15 protein-coding genes and 3 tRNA genes are annotated in these 16625 nt (G+C 61.9%); 12 read left to right on the top strand and 6 right to left on the bottom strand.

The annotated features are described in order from the left end of the window. Positions 1-29 precede the first annotated feature (29 nt). The 4 genes from KUV41_RS11245 to KUV41_RS11230 all read left to right on the top strand — a co-directional run bounded on the left by KUV41_RS11245 (position 30) and on the right by KUV41_RS11230 (position 3149). Positions 30-1073 carry a methionine ABC transporter ATP-binding protein gene (locus tag KUV41_RS11245; RefSeq protein ID WP_222163336.1) on the top strand — a complete coding sequence of 348 codons (1044 nt, stop codon included), beginning with the start codon at positions 30-32 and terminating at the stop codon, positions 1071-1073. Next, complete coding sequence (locus KUV41_RS11240; protein ID WP_206944596.1) at positions 1054-1707, top strand: methionine ABC transporter permease; 654 nt, start codon at positions 1054-1056, stop codon at positions 1705-1707. The genes KUV41_RS11245 and KUV41_RS11240 overlap by 20 nt, the downstream gene beginning before the upstream one ends. Before the next feature lie 96 nt (positions 1708-1803). Further along, on the top strand, positions 1804-2598 hold the full coding sequence (locus tag KUV41_RS11235) for a MetQ/NlpA family ABC transporter substrate-binding protein (protein ID WP_206944598.1): 795 nt from the start codon (positions 1804-1806) through the stop codon (positions 2596-2598). An 83-nt stretch (positions 2599-2681) separates the two neighbouring features. Continuing rightward, a complete protein-coding gene (locus KUV41_RS11230; protein WP_222486003.1) occupies positions 2682-3149 on the top strand; it encodes a GAF domain-containing protein in 468 nt (155 codons plus the stop codon). Between the two features lie 289 nt (positions 3150-3438). Here KUV41_RS11230 and KUV41_RS11225 read toward each other — a convergent pair. The 3 genes from KUV41_RS11225 to KUV41_RS11215 all read right to left on the bottom strand — a co-directional run bounded on the left by KUV41_RS11225 (position 3439) and on the right by KUV41_RS11215 (position 3788). After that, positions 3439-3515 (bottom strand) — tRNA-Val (locus KUV41_RS11225). A 29-nt stretch (positions 3516-3544) separates the two neighbouring features. Continuing rightward, a tRNA-Val gene (locus KUV41_RS11220) sits at positions 3545-3621 on the bottom strand. Between the two features lie 90 nt (positions 3622-3711). After that, positions 3712-3788, bottom strand: a tRNA-Val gene (locus tag KUV41_RS11215). Between the two features lie 282 nt (positions 3789-4070). Between KUV41_RS11215 and KUV41_RS11210 the strand changes: the two genes are divergently transcribed. The 4 genes from KUV41_RS11210 (at position 4071) to KUV41_RS11195 (ending at position 9471) form a co-directional block, all read left to right on the top strand. Continuing rightward, the gene (locus KUV41_RS11210) at positions 4071-4829 is read left to right on the top strand and encodes a DeoR/GlpR family transcriptional regulator (protein WP_222163339.1); all 759 of its coding nucleotides are present in this window, start codon (positions 4071-4073) and stop codon (positions 4827-4829) included. A 187-nt stretch (positions 4830-5016) separates the two neighbouring features. Next, entirely contained in the window at positions 5017-6519 is a 1503-nt protein-coding gene (gene glpK, locus KUV41_RS11205) for a glycerol kinase GlpK (RefSeq protein WP_222163340.1), read from the top strand. 21 nt (positions 6520-6540) lie between these two features. Further along, entirely contained in the window at positions 6541-8169 is a 1629-nt protein-coding gene (locus KUV41_RS11200) for a glycerol-3-phosphate dehydrogenase/oxidase (protein WP_222486131.1), read from the top strand. Positions 8170-8394: 225 nt separating this feature from the next. After that, positions 8395-9471, top strand: a complete 1077-nt coding sequence (locus KUV41_RS11195) for an endonuclease/exonuclease/phosphatase family protein (RefSeq protein ID WP_206944608.1) — start codon at positions 8395-8397, stop codon at positions 9469-9471. 85 nt (positions 9472-9556) lie between these two features. On the opposite strand, the gene KUV41_RS11190 is transcribed toward KUV41_RS11195, so the two are convergent. Beyond that, entirely contained in the window at positions 9557-10936 is a 1380-nt protein-coding gene (locus tag KUV41_RS11190; RefSeq protein WP_222486129.1) for a class II fumarate hydratase, read from the bottom strand. Positions 10937-11282: 346 nt separating this feature from the next. Between KUV41_RS11190 and KUV41_RS11185 the strand changes: the two genes are divergently transcribed. Both KUV41_RS11185 and KUV41_RS11180 read left to right on the top strand, forming a co-directional pair. Continuing rightward, on the top strand, positions 11283-11666 hold the full coding sequence (locus tag KUV41_RS11185) for a phasin family protein (protein ID WP_206944765.1): 384 nt from the start codon (positions 11283-11285) through the stop codon (positions 11664-11666). Positions 11667-12093: 427 nt separating this feature from the next. Then, a complete protein-coding gene (locus KUV41_RS11180; RefSeq protein WP_261396018.1) occupies positions 12094-12690 on the top strand; it encodes a carboxypeptidase-like regulatory domain-containing protein in 597 nt (198 codons plus the stop codon). A gap of 28 nt (positions 12691-12718) precedes the next feature. On the opposite strand, the gene hda is transcribed toward KUV41_RS11180, so the two are convergent. Together hda and KUV41_RS11170 are read right to left on the bottom strand one after the other, a co-directional pair. Then, positions 12719-13420 carry a DnaA regulatory inactivator Hda gene (gene hda / locus KUV41_RS11175; RefSeq protein ID WP_222239211.1) on the bottom strand — a complete coding sequence of 234 codons (702 nt, stop codon included), beginning with the start codon at positions 13418-13420 and terminating at the stop codon, positions 12719-12721. Further along, positions 13417-14523, bottom strand: a complete 1107-nt coding sequence (locus tag KUV41_RS11170) for an AI-2E family transporter (protein WP_206944613.1) — start codon at positions 14521-14523, stop codon at positions 13417-13419. Before KUV41_RS11170 ends, hda begins: the two co-directional genes overlap by 4 nt. A gap of 172 nt (positions 14524-14695) precedes the next feature. On the opposite strand from KUV41_RS11170, the gene purM reads away from it, so the two are divergent. Together purM and purN are read left to right on the top strand one after the other, a co-directional pair. After that, positions 14696-15766 carry a phosphoribosylformylglycinamidine cyclo-ligase gene (gene purM, locus KUV41_RS11165; RefSeq protein WP_222163344.1) on the top strand — a complete coding sequence of 357 codons (1071 nt, stop codon included), beginning with the start codon at positions 14696-14698 and terminating at the stop codon, positions 15764-15766. Beyond that, a complete protein-coding gene (gene purN, locus KUV41_RS11160; RefSeq protein ID WP_206944617.1) occupies positions 15763-16494 on the top strand; it encodes a phosphoribosylglycinamide formyltransferase in 732 nt (243 codons plus the stop codon). Before purM ends, purN begins: the two co-directional genes overlap by 4 nt. Positions 16495-16625: the final 131 nt, after the last annotated feature.

The following is a 16625-nucleotide window of genomic DNA, read 5'->3' as shown; positions in this document are numbered from 1 at the left end:
GGTCACTCGGTGCCCACCCGGTGGCTGACATGATACGACTGACCAACCTCTCAAAGACCTTCGGCACCGGACCACGCGCGGTCCAGGCGCTGAAAAACGTCAACCTGCATGTGCCTCGCGGACAGATTCACGGCGTCATCGGCCTGTCGGGCGCTGGCAAGTCCACCCTGATTCGTTGCGTCAACCTGCTGGAGCGCCCTACCACGGGCACCGTGGAAGTCGACGGCCAGGAGCTGACCGGGCTCGCGGGGCCGGCCCTCAATCAGGCCCGCCATCGCATCGGCATGATCTTCCAGCATTTCAACCTGCTGACGTCGCGCACCGTGTTCGACAACGTGGCGCTGCCGCTTGAGCTGATGGGCGTCAAGGGAGCGGAGATCAAGGAACGTGTCACGCCTCTGCTCGAGCTGGTTGGCCTGGCGGATAAGGCCAAGCAGTATCCCGCCCAGCTGTCCGGCGGCCAGAAGCAGCGCGTCGCGATTGCCCGGGCCCTGGCCAGCCGGCCACAAGTGCTGCTGTGCGATGAAGCCACCTCAGCGCTGGATCCGCAGACCACCGCCTCTATTCTGGAACTGCTTCAGGACATCAACCAGAAGCTCGGACTGACCATCCTGCTGATTACCCATGAGATGGAGGTGGTCAAGACCATCTGCCACCGAGTCGGCCTGATTTCCGGCGGCGAGCTGGTCGAGGAGGCCGATGTGGGTGACTTCTTCACCTCGCCACGCACGGCCCTTGGCCGCCACTTCCTCAATGACTTTCTCGAGCTGGAGCCGCCACGGGAGCTGATCGACCGACTCGAACCCCAGGCGGGCGAGCACACTCACCCGGTGGTACGCCTGGCCTTCTCCGGCGATGCAGTATCAACGCCATTGATCTCGCGCCTGGCCCGGGAGTGTGGAGTCGACGTCAGCATTCTGCAGGCCAAGGTCGAGTCCATCCAGGAACGCACCCTCGGCCTGATGATCGCCGAACTGATGGGAGGTGCCGACGACACTCGCCGCGCCCTCGACTATCTGCAAGCCCATGACCTGACAGTGGAGGTGCTCGGCCATGTCCAGCGCGATGTTTAATCTGATTCTCGAAGCCACTCTGGACACGCTGTACATGGTGGCGGTCTCGGGCATTCTCTCCGCCCTGGTCGGCATCCCGCTGGGCGTCCTGCTGTACGTGACTCGGCCTGGCCAGATCCTGGCACAGCCGGTCCTTCAGTCGGTGCTCGGCATCGTGACCAATATCGGGCGCTCGATCCCCTTTATCATCCTGATGGTGGCCATCATTCCGTTCACTCGCATGCTGGTCGGCTCCTCCATTGGCACCAATGCCGCGGCCGTCCCCCTGACCATCGCGGCCATTCCCTTTATTGCACGTCTGGTGGAGGGAGCACTGAACGAAATCTCTCCCGGCCTGGTGGAAGCCGCGCAGTCCATGGGCGCCACGCCCTGGCAAATCATTTCAAAAGTGCTTCTGCCAGAAGCACGTGGCGGCATCTTTACCGCATTGACGGTCACCGCCGTCACCCTGGTCAGTTACTCCGCCATGGCCGGAGCCGTTGGCGGCGGCGGATTAGGCGACCTGGGCATCCGCTATGGCTACAATCGCTTCAATCCAACGATCATGCTGATCACCGTCGCTATTCTGGTCGTCATGGTGCAAGTCTTTCAGAGCCTGGGCGACTATCTGGTGCGCAAGAGCAACCATAAATGACCCTCAGCAACATATAGCGAAAACGAATTAGCAAAACCTTTGTTATTCCATTATCATCGCGGCACACGTCATCACCGCCTGTGGGAGACACCGATCATGCGCAAGACATTGCTGGGCGCCCTTGCCCTTTCTACCCTGTCACTGGCCATCAGCCAGGCCAACGCTGACGAGCACAGCATCAAGGTAGGCACCGTAGCGGGCCCGGAGACCGACGTCATGCAGGTCGCCGCCGAGCTGGCAGAAGAGCGTTATGGCCTGGACGTGGAGATCATTGAGTTCACCGACTACGTGACACCCAATGCCGCACTCGCCGACGGCAGCCTGGACGCGAACGCCTACCAGCATGAGCCGTACATGAACGCCATGGTCAATGATCGGGGCTATGACTTCGCCATTGCCGGACGCACCTTCGTGTATCCCATCGGCGCCTATTCCGAGAAGTACACCAGCATCGACGAACTGCCGGAGGGCGCCACCATCGCCCTGCCCAACGACCCGTCGAACGAAGGCCGCTCGCTGATCCTGCTGCATAACGAGGGCCTGATCACCCTCGATGATCCGGAGAACCTTGAGGCCACACCGCTGAACATCGTGGAAAATCCCCACGACTTCGACTTCCGCGAAATCGAAGCGGCCCAGCTCCCCCGCGTACTGCCGGATGTGGACATGGCCTTCATCAATAACACCTTCGCTCAGCCCGCCGGCCTGACCCTGGAGGACGCGCTGGTCAAGGAAGGTCCCGAGTCACCCTACGTCAACATCATTGCCGTGCGTAGCGGCGACGAAGACAGCGAAGCCATTCAGCAGCTGGTCGACGCCTACCAGAGCGACGAAGTCGCTGCCAAGGCCGAGGAACTGTTCAAGGGCTCCGCGGTGCCTGGCTGGAAGTAACCCATACTGGCTCTTCGAGGCCGGCCAATGCTGATCAGCATGGTCGGCCTTTTTCACTTCTGCAGGACGGAATCAAGACCCTCATGTCATCCTATGACCTTCTGGTGCGTCAGCTCAGCGCCCTTCTCGACAGCGATGATTGGCTGACCAACGCCGCTCAGACCAGCGCCTTTATCATGCAGGAAGTCGAAGCGCTGAACTGGGCAGGCTTCTATCTTCACAAGACGCCACAGGTGCTGTCGCTTGGCCCTTTCCAGGGCAAGCCAGCCTGCCACCCCATTCCGTTCAACAAGGGGGTTTGCGGTGCGGCAGCCCGAAGCCTTGAGACCCAGCGCGTCGACGACGTGCATGCGGTAGCGGACCACATCGCCTGCGACAGCGCATCCCGCTCCGAGCTGGTCGTCCCGATTCTCGATGCCGCAGGCCAACTGTGGGGAGTCCTCGACCTGGACAGCCCACAGCAAGGGCGCTTCAGCGCCGACGACCAGGCAGGCATCGAGCGCCTGGTAGAGGTCTTTCGGCAGGCCAGTGGACTGAGTTCTGAGTTCTGAGTTCTGAGTTCTAAGTTCGGAGGCCTAAGCCTCACCACATCGCGGCCACCTCAAGGGCAGTGACGCCTCCAGGGCGTACTGCCCTACTCTGCCCGCCGCTACCCCTTCCGCCTGCTCTCTCGTCACCTACCCCTCGCCAGCCTGTCCCTCGTCACCACGCCTCTCGTCAGCGAGGGCATCCTGGAGCTTTACGAGGGACCACTGACAGGGAACGGCGCGGTGAAGACACAATGATCCACCAACGAAAAAGGCCCCGAGCAAATAGTGCTCGGGGCCTTTTTCTGGAATCTGGTAGGACCAGGCGGATTTGAACCGCCGACCTCCACGATGTCAACGTGGCGCTCTAACCAACTGAGCTATGGTCCTGCTGTATAACGCTAACTGCGGCTACTGACTGGTAGGACCAGGCGGATTTGAACCGCCGACCTCCACGATGTCAACGTGGCGCTCTAACCAACTGAGCTATGGTCCTGCAAAGATCAGCCTTGCTATTACTGCATGTGCCACTACTACCTGTACCACTACAACAGGCACCGGCACGAAATGTGGCAGAACTGCATAATGGTAGGACCAGGCGGATTTGAACCGCCGACCTCCACGATGTCAACGTGGCGCTCTAACCAACTGAGCTATGGTCCTACACTGTCCAGAGGAACGAATTACCCTTGAGCAACCTTCCTTTACTGGACCGGTCTGGGCGACGCCTTGAAGGGCCTCATCCCTGACAACGGATGCGAATTCTACGGGATCGTCAGAATAATGCAAGCCCTTGAGTTCACCGAATGATTTTTTCTGATGGAGCGTGCTCGGCCATGCGCTTTGCCCTCCCCCAACATGAACCACGAGCACCGGGTGAAGACCATCGCCAATCACTGCCAAGTTCGTTTACGATCACCAGATATCGCTTAGGGAACGCCTGAGATGAATCAGCAACAGCGTCAGGATGCCATCATCGACCTGGTCAGCCGCCAGGGGTACGCCAGCATCGAGCAGTTGACCGACCACTTTGGCGTGACACCGCAGACGATCCGGCGCGATCTCAATGCACTGGCCGAAACGGGACGCATCAGGCGTGTTCATGGTGGCGCCGGCCTGGAATCCAGCACCGTCAACACCGCCTACGCCACCCGCAAGACGCTTAACCTGGATGCCAAGCGACGGATCGCCGCCAGCGTCGCCCGCCAGGTACCTCATCACGCCTCGCTGTTCATCAACATCGGAACCAGCAACGAACTGATCGCTGAAGCGCTGCTGGAGCATCAGGGACTGGAAGTCATCACCAACAACCTGAACGTGGCGTCCATCCTCCACCCCAAGGAAGATTTCAAGGTGATCGTGGCTGGCGGCCAGGTTCGCCCGCGGGATGGGGGAATCATCGGCGAAGCCACCATCGACTTCATCCATCAGTTCAAGGTCGACATCGGCCTCATCGGTATCAGCGGGATAGACGAGGATGGCTCACTGCTGGAGTTCGACTATCAGGAAGTGCGCGTCGCCCAGGCCATCATCCAGAATTCACGTCAGGTATTTCTTGCCGCTGACCACTCGAAATTCCGCCGCAACCCCGTGGTGCGGCAAGGCAACGTCGCACAACTCGATGCGTTGTTCACCGACCGTCAGCCACCAGAGCCCATTGCCCGCCTTCTCAGGACACATGACGTGGCCCTGCACATCGCGTGACTCGCCTGTCTCCGCGGCCTGAGGCGAGCCTCCATGGTCGTTTTTCGCGCATGCATTTGTTCGTTAGCCAACATCTGTCTATGCTTATTTTCGAATCCGAAACCCTCTGAACCGTTACCGCCTCTGGCCAAGCGTACGTTCATCCACCACGCTGAAGTCGTCATTCGCGTTTCAGGAAACCTTGCCCATGCAACGCCCCTACATTCTTGCCTTCGACCAAGGGACCACCAGCTGTCGCGCGATCCTGTTCGACCAGGCGACCCGTATCGTTGGCATCGCCCAGAAAGAGTTCACCCAACACTACCCACAGGCGGGCCGTGTTGAGCACGACGCGATGGAAATCTGGGGCTGCCAGATGGGGGTGGCCCGGGAGGTGCTGGAAACCCAAGGGGTCAAACCCAGTCAGGTCGCGGCTATCGGCATCACCAACCAGCGTGAAACTACCCTGGTCTGGGACCGACACACCGGCAAGCCGATCCATAACGCCATTGTGTGGCAGGACCGGCGCACCGCTCCCTTGTGCGATGCGCTCAAGGACAAGGGGCTTGAACAACATATTCGTGACACCACCGGGCTGGTGGTGGACGCCTACTTCTCCGGCACCAAGATCCGCTGGATACTCGATCAGGTCGATGGTGCCCAGCAGCGAGCAGAAGCCGGCGACCTCCTGTTCGGTACCATGGACAGCTGGCTTTTGTGGAATCTCACCCGTGGCGAACAGCATGTCACCGATGTCTCCAACGCATCACGCACCATGCTGTTCAATATTCACTCCCTGGAATGGGATGCTCGCCTGCTGGAGGCTCTCGATATTCCGCTGGCCATGCTGCCGCAGGTCAGGTCATCCAGCGAGGTCTATGGCACCACCGCCAAGGAAATGTTCGGCGGGGCGCAGATCCCCATCGCCGGTATTGCCGGGGATCAGCAAGCGGCGCTGTTCGGCCAGGCCTGCTTCGAAAAAGGCATGGTCAAGAATACCTACGGCACCGGCTGCTTTTTGCTGATGAATACCGGCGATACCCCCGTACCGTCGCCGTCAGGCCTGCTGACCACTGTGGCCTGGAGCCTGGACGGCAAGGTCACCTATGCCCTGGAGGGCTCGATTTTCATCGCCGGCGCCGCCATTCAGTGGCTGCGGGACGAACTCAAGATGATCGACGCGGCGGAAGACTCCGAGTACTACGCCAGCAAGGTCGAGGATGCCGACGGCGTCTATGTGGTACCGGCCTTCGCGGGTCTCGGCGCCCCCTACTGGGACATGTACGCCCGAGGCGCCATCTTCGGCCTGACCAGAGGCTCGAGCAAGGAACATATCACTCGCGCCACCCTCGATGCGCTGGCCTACCAGACCCGCGACATCATCGATGCCATGCAGGCCGACTCGGGCATCACCCTGAAGGCACTCAGGGTCGACGGAGGCGCGGTGGCCAATAACGTCATGATGCAGTTCCAGGCGGACATGCTCGCGGTCAACGTGGAGCGTCCCCAGGTCATCGAGAGCACGGCGCTCGGCGCCGCTTATCTGGCCGGCATTGCGGTCGGGCACTGGAGCCTGGAGCAGCTGGCCCACAGTGGCGATATCGAACGCACCTTCTGCCCGGCGATGGCCGAAGAGGAACGCGAGCGGCGCTACAAGGGTTGGAAGAAGGCCGTGCGGCGGACCATGAACTGGGAGCGCGACGACACCTGACACCTCCAGGGAGGCGGACTCATGCAGCTGCGTGATACCCATGTGCAACGACTCAAGACCGAGCACTTCGATGTAGTGATCGTCGGGGGCGGCATCAATGGTGCCGCCAGCGCGGCCGCCCTGGCAGGCAAGGGCGTCAAGGTCGCCCTTATCGACCGGGGCGACTTCTCCGGCGAAACCAGCCAGCATTCCTCCAATCTGGTCTGGGGCGGCATCAAGTACATGGAAAGCTATGACTTTGCCCTGGTCAGAAAACTCTGCAAGAGCCGCAACCATCTGATTCGCAGCTTTCCCTCGACAGTGCAGGAGATTCGCTTTCTGACCACCGTCGACAAGGGCTTCCGGCATCACCCACGCACACTATGGCTCGGCACCTGGCTGTACTGGCTGATGGGCAATGCCTTCACCCGGCTACCGCGCTATCTCAACCCCAAAGGCATCAAGGCCAGGGAGCCGATCGTCGATACCGGCAATGCCGTGGGTGGATTCGAGTACTCTGACGCCTATCTACACGACAATGACGCCCGCTTTGTCTTCAACTTCGTGCGCACCGCCCTGGACTATGGTGCTGCCGCTGCCAATTATGTCGAGTCCAGGGGTGCCAGCCGCCAGGGCGGGCACTGGGTGGTCGATGGCTGGGACCATCAGGCGCAGACCTCACTGCGCATCAATGCCAGCGTGTTGATCAACGCCTCGGGCCCCTGGGTGGATGACCACAACCAACGCAGTGGCCAGGTCACCGAGCACCACCACGCCTACTCAAAGGGCATCCACCTGATCGTGCCGCGGCTGACCGATCACCATCGAGTGCTGGCCTTCTTCGCCGACGATGGCCGGCTATTCTTCGCTATTCCCATGGGCCCCCGTACCTGCATTGGTACCACCGATACTCGGGAGCAACGCCCGGAAGTCGCCGTCACTGACCAGGACGTCAGCTTCGTTCTCGACAACATCAACAAGCGTCTGACGCTGGAGCGTCCACTGACGAGCAGCGACGTCATTGCCAGCCGTTGTGGCGTGCGTCCGCTGGCGGTCAAGGCCAGTGCCGACGGCCAACGGGATTTTCTGCAAATGTCACGCAAGCACGCCATCGACACCTCAAGCGAGGATCGTCATATCAGTATCTTTGGCGGAAAACTCACCGACTGTGTGAACGTCGGCGAAGAAATCGTCGCGGAAGTCGCCGCCCTGGGCGTCACCATCCCTGACCCGGATGCACGCTGGTATGGAGAACCCCACGCGGATGATCGACGGGAGTTCATGCACCAAGCACGCCTGCTCGAACTGGACACGATGACGCCGGCCTCATCCAGCGAGGCACTGAGCACGCGACTGTGGCGCCGCTACGGCCTGAGCGCCTTTGGCATGCTTGATCAGATCCGCAGAGATCGCCGACAAGGGGAACTGCTGATAGCGGGCACCGAGTACCTTCGCTGCGAGCTGGAACATGCCGCCAGCAAGGAGATGATCACCCGGATGGACGATTTCCTGCGCCGTCGCTCGAAGATTGCGCTAGTGGTGGACCACGAAAGCCTGCGCGACGCCCCCGGCCTTGAAGAGGCCGCGCGCATTCTTTTCGGCGACGACGCCGAGCAGCAGCTACAGGAATACTTCCACACCCACCGCCCTGCCCCCCTCAAGCTCGCCTGAGCCCACGATGGCGTCAACCCGCGGTGCGGGCTCAGACCACCGGGGTTCAGACCGACGAGGCTCAGCCCGAAAGCTGGTGGTCCCGGTCACTTACGCTGCCGCGATCTGCGCTGCGCTGTCGAAGCCCTAGCGAAAAGACGGCTCTCGTGGCCCTATCGTCCAGCGCTACATCTCGTTAGTCTGATCAACGATCTCCCGTTTACCACCACGTCGAAGGACCGCCGAATGGTTGAGTTGATCGCTGATGTCATACTGGTGTCTGTCGTGACGGTGCTCGCAGCTGCGACCCTGATCGCCAGAATCCCCACCCACTGGTGGTGGCTTAGAGCCTGCGAATTTCCGCGCCTGCAGCTAGGCCTCGCCGCTCTGCTGTGCGCCCTGGCAAGCCCCCTGGCCAGCCCGCTATTGACGCCTTGGTTGATGATCGTCGCCTTGGTGGTGGCGATCATACAGGCGGGATACGTGCTGCCCTGGACACCGCTCTGGCCGGTACAAGTGAAATCGGCGGAAGACGATGTCGCTGACCGCTGCCTGACGCTGATGGTCGCCAACGTGCTGACACCCAATCGCAACAGTGATGGGCTGCTCAAGCTGGTCAGGGACCACGAGCCGGACATGCTGCTGACGCTAGAATCGGATGACTGGTGGGGCAGCCAACTGGATGAGGGGCTCGCTGACAGCTACCCCCACGCTGTTCGCGTCCCCCTGGACAACCTCTACGGCATGCACCTGTACTCTCGCCGCCCGTTGCACGACACCAAGGTCAAATGGCTGATACAGGATGACATCCCCTCCATCCACTGTGGCGTCGAGCTGCCCAGTGGCGAGCAGATACGCTTCCACGCGCTGCATCCGCGCCCCCCGGCCCCCAGCGAGAGCGAAGAGTCGCTATGGAGAGACGCCGAACTGATGCTGGTGGCCAAGCTGATCCATCAGGACCCCGTTCCGACACTGGTCGCCGGTGACCTTAACGATGTTGCCTGGTCCCGCAGCACGCGACTGTTTTGCCGTGTCAGTGGGATGCTGGACCCCCGCCGCGGGCGCGGGCTGTTCGCCAGTTTCCATGCCAACATACCGCTGCTGCGCTGGCCGCTGGACCATGTCTTCGTCAGCGAGCATTTCACCCTGGCGCATATGGAGCGACTTCCCGCCTTCGGCTCGGACCATTTTCCGATTCTTGCTCGGCTCTGCTACCGACCGGCCAGGGCAGACGAACACGACACCCCCGAAGCGGCACCGGCGGAGTTTCGTGATGCCCGGGATACCGTGGAAGAAGCCAAGGAGCGGGACGAGCCTAGCTGACGTCAGCGACCAACGCGGCGAAGCCCTGACCGTGCAGGGCTTCGCCAAAGGCATCAACGGGTCTCGTCGCCGCCACTCGACAACGCTATTCGGGAATGCCCCCTTGGGTAAGGGCGACCGGATCAAGCAGGCGCTGCAGCTCCTCACGTCCCAGCTCGGTTTCTTCCTCGGCCACGTCAATGATCGGGCGCCCTGCCTGGTACGCCTTCTTGGCAATCGCCGCCGCGGCGTTATAGCCGATCACTGAATTCAATGCCGTCACCAGGATGGGATTGCGCGCCAGCGGTTCACTCAGGTTGTCCTCGCGCACCTTGAAGGTCGCGATGGCCTTGTCCGCCAGCAGTACCGAGGTTTGGGTCATCAGGGTAATGGCCGTCAGCAGGTTGTTGGCGACCAGCGGAAGCATCACATTCAACTGGAAGTTGCCGCTCTGCCCGGCCACGGTCACCGCAGCATCAAGCCCGATCACCTGAGCGGCGGCCTGGGCCGCAGATTCGGGTATCACCGGATTGACCTTGCCCGGCATGATCGAACTGCCCGGCTGCAAGGCTTCAAGCTCTATCTCGCCAAGCCCAGCAAGCGGGCCGGAGTTCATCCAGCGCAGATCATTGGCGATCTTCATCACCACACAGGCCAGCCCCTTGAGCTGTCCTGACAGTTCGACGGCAGCATCCTGTGACCCCAGACTGGCAAAGAAGCTGTCGTTGGGACTCAGCGTCAGTCCGGTCAGGCGTGACAACTCTTCCGCCATGCGCTGTGCAAATTCGGGATGGGCATTGATGCCCGTGCCCACGGCGGTCCCCCCCTGGGCAAGGCGACATAGCCGAATCAGGGCACTGTCGAGGCGTTCGATGGCCTGGCCTACCTGACTGGACCAGCCCCCCAGCTCCTGACTCAGGCGCAGCGGCATGGCGTCCATCAAGTGGGTGCGCCCGGTCTTGACCACACCGTCGAGCTCGTTGGCACGCCGATCAATCGTGTCACGCAAGTGCACCAGTGCCGGGCGCAAGCGGCCCGTGACCTCAAGGGCAGCCGATAGATGCAGCGCCGTCGGGATGACATCGTTGCTCGACTGGCCCATGTTGACGTGATCGTTGGGCCCCACTTGAAGGTCATCACGACTGGCCAGGTGAGCGATGACCTCATTGACGTTCATATTGCTGGAGGTGCCAGAGCCGGTCTGAAACACATCGATCGGAAACTGGTCGTCGTGGCGTCCCTCGATGATCTCATCGGCCGCCTCGATAATGGCCTGCCCTCGCGCATCATCCAGCAGGCCGAGGGCCACATTGACCACGGCGGCGGATCGCTTGATCCGCGCAATGGCATGAATGAAGGCGACGGGCATGGCCTGCCCAGATACGGGAAAGTTATTGACCGCACGCTGGGTCTGGGCGCCGTAGAGAGCACCGGCGGGAACCTCCAGTTCCCCCATGCTGTCGCGTTCGATACGTGTCTGCGTCATGGATCACTCCTGATCGATAGTGGCAAGGGTCACGGTCTTCTCCCCCATCCTTCACCATGGTGGCGCCAAGGCCTGCTTGCAAGCGTCATCTCGCTGTCACTGTGCCCTGTCATCGTTGTGCCCATGCGCTGGCGGCGAAATGCCCGGTCCGATCGGCTTAAAACGCATGCACTGTGCCACTTCACGTTTTCCCGCACCTATCGCCAGACTCAGCCCACACACATGTTGCGATGCACAAAACGCTCTGCTATTGTGCACTGCAACAGAAGACACCCAGGCAGCGACCTACAGGGCAACTCCCACGGTCCGGCCTAGCGTGAGTTCGATAACCCAGGAGGTTCTGATGATGCGCACTTTTGACGCCAAAGCACTGTTCAACAACGAGCAAGTCGAGACTCTGTTCTTCGGTCCGGCTCGCGCCTACGCCAACCTGACTGTCGACTTCGCCGAGAAGCTCGCCAGCGCTCAGCTGGACGCTGCCAAGGCTTACGCCGAGACCGGTCTGGCCCAGGCACGCGCCTTCACTTCCGTCAAGGATGCAGAAGGCCTGCGTTCCTACATGGAAGGCCAGCAGAAGGTCGCCAAGGACCTGACCGAGCGCATGAAAGGCGACGCCGAGAAGGTCGTGGCCCTGCAGCAGGACTTCGTCTCCAAGAGCCAGAAGCTGGCCGAAGACAACGTCAAGGCAGCCACTGACACTGCTACCAAGGCGACCGCCAACGCCAAGTAATTCGGCAACGGCACTCGCCTGAACGACGCCAGTCGTTCATCAGCGGCCCCCGATCTCCATCGGGGGCCGTCTTGTATCTGCTGGATCTGCAGGAAGCGTCAAGGCGCTGTCTACCGACACTGCTACCAAGGCGACCGCCAACGCCAAGTAATTCGGCAACGGCACTCGCCTGAACGACGCCAGTCGTTCGTCAGCGGCCCCCGATCTCCATCGGGGGCCGTCTTGTATCTGCAGGATCTGCAGGAAGCGTCAAGGCGCTGTCTACCGACACTGCTACCAAGGCGACCGCCAACGCCAAGTAATTCGGCAACGGCACTCGCCTGAACGACGCCAGTCGTTCATCAGCGGCCCCCGATCTCCATCGGGGGCCGCTTTGCGTTAAGCTGATGGGGCACAGGGCCTACTGACATGAAAAGGAGACCTCGCCATGAAGGCATTCCCCCTGCTGTCACGCGCAACCCCACTATGGGCCGTCATGCTGCTGGCCGCCCTGCTGGCCGGGTGCCAGGGCATCAGTACGACGGGTACGACTCGCGCACCAGACGTGATCGATATCGGCGAGCCGGATGTGACAGTGGAGCAGCCAGGCCCGAGGGATGACCAGCCCACCGCCGACCAGGCTCGGGTCCCGCGTGAGATTCCTTTCCCTGAGGACGTCTACGCCAAGCTTCCCAAGAGCGGCAGTGCGGTGCTGTCGGGTCGCCTCACGCTCAACACCGACGCCGGACCTGTGATCGGTGCCAACGAGACCGTCTCGCTCGCTCCCATCACCAAGTATTCCGCCGAAGCGGCGGCCCAGGCGCTGGCAGGCCGTGCGGTGGAACGCGCAGATCCGCGGGCGCGGGAGTACACCCACACCACGCGAACTGACGGCAATGGCTACTTTCAGCTGCGAGACCTTCCCCCTGGCGACTTCTACGCCTCCGGGACGGTGGTGGACCCCGCCACCGGCATGCGCCAGATCGTGATCAAGGAAGTCTCGCTAAGCAACGGCGGGCACAGTGAACTGCAGTTGAGTCGGTAAGTCGACGGCGGCAACCCGGTTGCCGCCTCTACCAATCCAGAGCGCGCTTGACGAAAGGGATCGTCAGCTTGCGTTGCGCCGATAAAGAGGCGCTATCCAGCACGTCAAGACAGCGAAACAACTCGCCAAGCTCGCGGGGACCACGGTGCAGAATATAGCGCGCGACTTCGCCGGGCATTTCCATGCCCCTCACCCGGGCTCGCAATGTCAGAGCGCTCATGCGGTCCTCGTCGGACAAGGGTCGCAGGTGGAAGGTCATGCCCCAGGTCAGCCGTGACGCAAGATCCGGCAGCTGGACATCAAGCTGCCGGGGGGGCCTGTCCGCCGCAATCACCAGCCGCTTGCCGCTGTCACGCAGGCGATTGAAGGCATGAAATAACGCCTCTTCCCAGCGCTTGCGCCCGACCACTCTGTCCAGATCGTCGATGGCCAGCAGGTCGAGCCGCTCGATATCCTCCAGCATCAATGGAGGAAAGTGCCCGAGTTCTTCCAGGGGCAGATACAGCGTCCTGAAATCCCGGCCCGAAGCCTCATGGCACGCCGCCTGGAGCAAGTGGCTGCGCCCGCCCCCCTCGCCGCCCCACAGATACAGAAACGACTCCCCATCGTCCTCGAACTGCTGACGCAGGCATTCGACCACGGGGCTGTTACCCCCCGCGTGATAGTTCTCGAAGGTGGCATCATCACGCAGCCCAAGCCCCAGGGGCAGCTGTGCAGGAGACCGGCTCATCGCACGTCCTCGTCGGCATTGGCTGCGGGCTGGCGAGCGCCGTCACGTCCCTGCTGATGGGCATCGTACAACGACGAGTTCTTGTAGGTTTCATGCAGGTAGCGCAGCACGACCATCACCATGGCGGCCACCGGCAAGGCCAGCAGCACCCCGGTAAAGCCAAACAGCTGGCCACCGGCAAGCACCGCGAAGATGACCGCCACAGGATGTAGACCGATCTTGTCGCCCAACAGCTTTGGCTGCAGCAGCGTACTCTCTACCAGCTGCCCGAAACCGAACACCAGCGCCACCCCCAACAGAATCAACCAGTCGCCGAACTGGAAAAATGCCACCACGCCAGCCACCGTGATGCCGACGATGACGCCCAGGTACGGAACGATACTGGCCAGCCCCGACAGCAGGCCGATCAACAGGCCAAAACGCACACCCAGAAGGGTCAGGCCTACCGCGTAGATCACCCCCAGGCACAGCATGACGATCAACTGCCCGCGCAGAAACGCCGCCAGCACCTCGTCACACTCCTTGGCCAAGCGCACGGCGGTGGGCTCCCACTGTCGCGGAAGCAGGCGCCGCACCTTGCCTACCAGCACGTCCCAGTCCAACAGCAGGTAGAAGGTCACCACCGGTATCAAGGCCAGGTTGGCCAGCCACCCGGCCAACACCAAGCCGGAGCGAGACACCTGTGCCAGCACACTGGCGGCCAGGGTGCCGGTTTCTTTCCAATTGGCCAGCAGCGCCTGGCGCAGCTGATCGAAGTCGGTGCTCAGGTCGAGACCGGTCCAGGATTGGAGCTGAGGCAGTACCGTGCTCTGAACCCAGTTCAGGATCGCCGGCAGAGCCTCGGCCAACTGACCAATCTGCCGCCCGAGCAGCGGCACTACCAGCAGCAGGGTCAATCCCACCAGCAGGGTCAGCAGCACAAACACGACCGCCACCGACCACTGCCGCGACAACCCGCGATCTTCCAGGCGATCGGCAATCGGGTCCCCCAGATAGGCCAGCACCATGCTGACAAAGAACGGCGCCAGCACCGGTTCGATACTCACAAAAAACCACAGTACGGCAGCTGCGACGGCGACGACGATCCACCACTGCTTGTTCATTCGCTGTTCCCCAAGAGACCACGTTTCCATGTGATGACGGGCCGGCCATGCATCATGGCTGCGACGGACGGTGCACAGTGCTACAATCCTCGCCCCCAACGTGCCCATTGTCTCACGTTCGCCCGGTGGTGCGCACCACGCCCGCGGGTCGACCGACTCCACAGGATCTGTCATGACCGACTCCTCCTCTTCCAAGAAAGCCTCGCTCAGCTACAAGGATGCCGGCGTAGATATCGACGCTGGCAACGCTCTGGTTGACCGCATCAAGGGTGTGGCCAAACGCACCACTCGCCCCGAGGTGATGGGCGGTCTCGGTGGCTTCGGCGCACTGTGCCAGCTGCCCACCGGCTACCGCGAGCCTGTTCTTGTGTCCGGCACCGACGGCGTCGGCACCAAGCTGAGACTGGCCATGGACCTCGGTCGCCACGACACCATCGGCATTGACCTGGTCGCCATGTGTGTCAACGACCTGGTGGTGGCGGGAGCAGAACCCCTGCTGTTTCTCGACTATTACGCCACCGGCAAGCTTGACGTCGACATTGCTGCCGACGTGGTGACGGGCATCGGCGCCGGCTGCGAGCAGGCGGGCTGTGCCCTGGTGGGTGGTGAAACCGCCGAGATGCCAGGCATGTATGAAGGCAGCGACTACGACCTGGCCGGCTTCTGCGTGGGCGTCGTGGAGAAGGACGAGATCATCGACGGCTCCAAGGTCGGCGCGGGTGATGTCCTGCTTGGCTTGACCTCCTCTGGCCCGCACTCCAACGGTTACTCACTGATCCGCAAGATTCTGGAAGTGTCTGGAGCCAAGCTCGACACCGACATCGACGGTCAGCCGCTGGGTGATGCCCTGATGGCCCCCACCCGGATCTACGTCAAGCCGCTGCTGGAGCTGCTGCGTCATGACGACTATCAGGTCCATGCGCTGTCGCATATTACCGGCGGTGGCCTGCTCGAGAACTTGCCCCGCGTGCTGCCGGAGCACCTGACGGCCCATGTCGACACCAGCCGCTGGCAGCGCCCCGCCGTGTTTGACTGGCTGCAGCAGCAGGGCAACGTCGACGAACATGAAATGCACCGCGTGTTGAACTGCGGCATTGGCATGGTTCTGGTGGTGCCTGAGGCACAGGCCGACCAGATCAGAGCCCATCTGCAGGCCCAGGGTGAAGGCGTGCACCGTATCGGTGTCATCGCCGAGCGCCAGGGTGATGAGGAGCAGGTACAGCTGGAGCAGTCCGGGTCATGAGTCACGGCGTCAACGATGGAGAGCTGAACGGTTTCACTCCCGAGCAGGCCTCCCTGCCCAGAGTCGTCGTGCTGATTTCTGGCGGCGGCAGCAATCTTCAGGCACTGATCGATGCGCAGACCCACGATGAGCTGGGCGGCGAGATCGTCGCAGTCGTCTCCAATGTTGCCGATGCCCATGGTCTCAAGCGGGCTCGGGACGCAGGCATCGACGCCGTCGCGCTGCCCCATCGCGAGTACGAAAGCCGCGATGCCTTTGATGGTGCGCTGATCAAGGTGATCGAGCGGCATGAGCCTGACCTGGTGGTACTGGCAGGCTTCATGCGAATCCTGACGCCGCGCTTTGTGCAGCGCTTCCTGGGCCGGATGCTCAATATCCATCCCTCCCTGCTGCCTGCCTATCAGGGACTGCACACCCATGCTCGCGCGCTGGCCGACGGCGTTGCCGAGCACGGCTGCAGCGTGCACTTCGTGACCGAAGAGCTGGACGGTGGACCGGTGGCTATCCAGGCGGCGGTCAAGGTGCAGGCCGATGATGATGAAGCCAGGCTGAAAGAGCGTGTGCTCAGCCGTGAACACCTGATCTTCCCAATCGCGGTACGCTGGTTCCTGGAGGGGCGGCTACGCCTCGAGGGCGACATTGCCACCATCGACGGCCAGCCTCTGCCGCCAGGGGGCATGCGCCTGTCTCATGAGGATGCCGCCGAAGAGCTGGACGAGGATGAGTAACAGCGCCACGCCATAAGCTTGCCGGACGCCAACTCCGTCAGCACCCACGCTGTCTGGCGCCACGAGCTGCAGTCGAAAAAGCCCGCTGACATGGTCAGCGGGCTTTTTTCGCTACTCAGCGCTGATACGGG

It is taken from the genome of Halomonas sp. DP8Y7-1, assembly GCF_019801685.1.
Classification (GTDB): Bacteria; Pseudomonadota; Gammaproteobacteria; order Pseudomonadales; family Halomonadaceae; genus Halomonas; species Halomonas litopenaei_A.
The sequence above is the reverse complement of the archived record's forward strand: the minus strand, read 5'-3'. Positions and strand labels throughout refer to the sequence as shown.

What these genes read in the sequence shown, in the direction of transcription:
- KUV41_RS11245 (WP_222163336.1), top strand. Translation starts at nt 30, where the DNA reads ATGATACGACTGACCAACCTCTCAAAGACCTTCGGCACCGGACCACGC.
- KUV41_RS11240 (WP_206944596.1), top strand. Translation starts at nt 1,054, where the DNA reads ATGTCCAGCGCGATGTTTAATCTGATTCTCGAAGCCACTCTGGACACG.
- KUV41_RS11235 (WP_206944598.1), top strand. Translation starts at nt 1,804, where the DNA reads ATGCGCAAGACATTGCTGGGCGCCCTTGCCCTTTCTACCCTGTCACTG.
- KUV41_RS11230 (WP_222486003.1), top strand. Translation starts at nt 2,682, where the DNA reads ATGTCATCCTATGACCTTCTGGTGCGTCAGCTCAGCGCCCTTCTCGAC.
- KUV41_RS11210 (WP_222163339.1), top strand. Translation starts at nt 4,071, where the DNA reads ATGAATCAGCAACAGCGTCAGGATGCCATCATCGACCTGGTCAGCCGC.
- glpK (WP_222163340.1), top strand. Translation starts at nt 5,017, where the DNA reads ATGCAACGCCCCTACATTCTTGCCTTCGACCAAGGGACCACCAGCTGT.
- KUV41_RS11200 (WP_222486131.1), top strand. Translation starts at nt 6,541, where the DNA reads ATGCAGCTGCGTGATACCCATGTGCAACGACTCAAGACCGAGCACTTC.
- KUV41_RS11195 (WP_206944608.1), top strand. Translation starts at nt 8,395, where the DNA reads ATGGTTGAGTTGATCGCTGATGTCATACTGGTGTCTGTCGTGACGGTG.
- KUV41_RS11190 (WP_222486129.1), bottom strand. Translation starts at nt 10,936, where the DNA reads ATGACGCAGACACGTATCGAACGCGACAGCATGGGGGAACTGGAGGTT.
- KUV41_RS11185 (WP_206944765.1), top strand. Translation starts at nt 11,283, where the DNA reads ATGCGCACTTTTGACGCCAAAGCACTGTTCAACAACGAGCAAGTCGAG.
- KUV41_RS11180 (WP_261396018.1), top strand. Translation starts at nt 12,094, where the DNA reads ATGAAGGCATTCCCCCTGCTGTCACGCGCAACCCCACTATGGGCCGTC.
- hda (WP_222239211.1), bottom strand. Translation starts at nt 13,420, where the DNA reads ATGAGCCGGTCTCCTGCACAGCTGCCCCTGGGGCTTGGGCTGCGTGAT.
- KUV41_RS11170 (WP_206944613.1), bottom strand. Translation starts at nt 14,523, where the DNA reads ATGAACAAGCAGTGGTGGATCGTCGTCGCCGTCGCAGCTGCCGTACTG.
- purM (WP_222163344.1), top strand. Translation starts at nt 14,696, where the DNA reads ATGACCGACTCCTCCTCTTCCAAGAAAGCCTCGCTCAGCTACAAGGAT.
- purN (WP_206944617.1), top strand. Translation starts at nt 15,763, where the DNA reads ATGAGTCACGGCGTCAACGATGGAGAGCTGAACGGTTTCACTCCCGAG.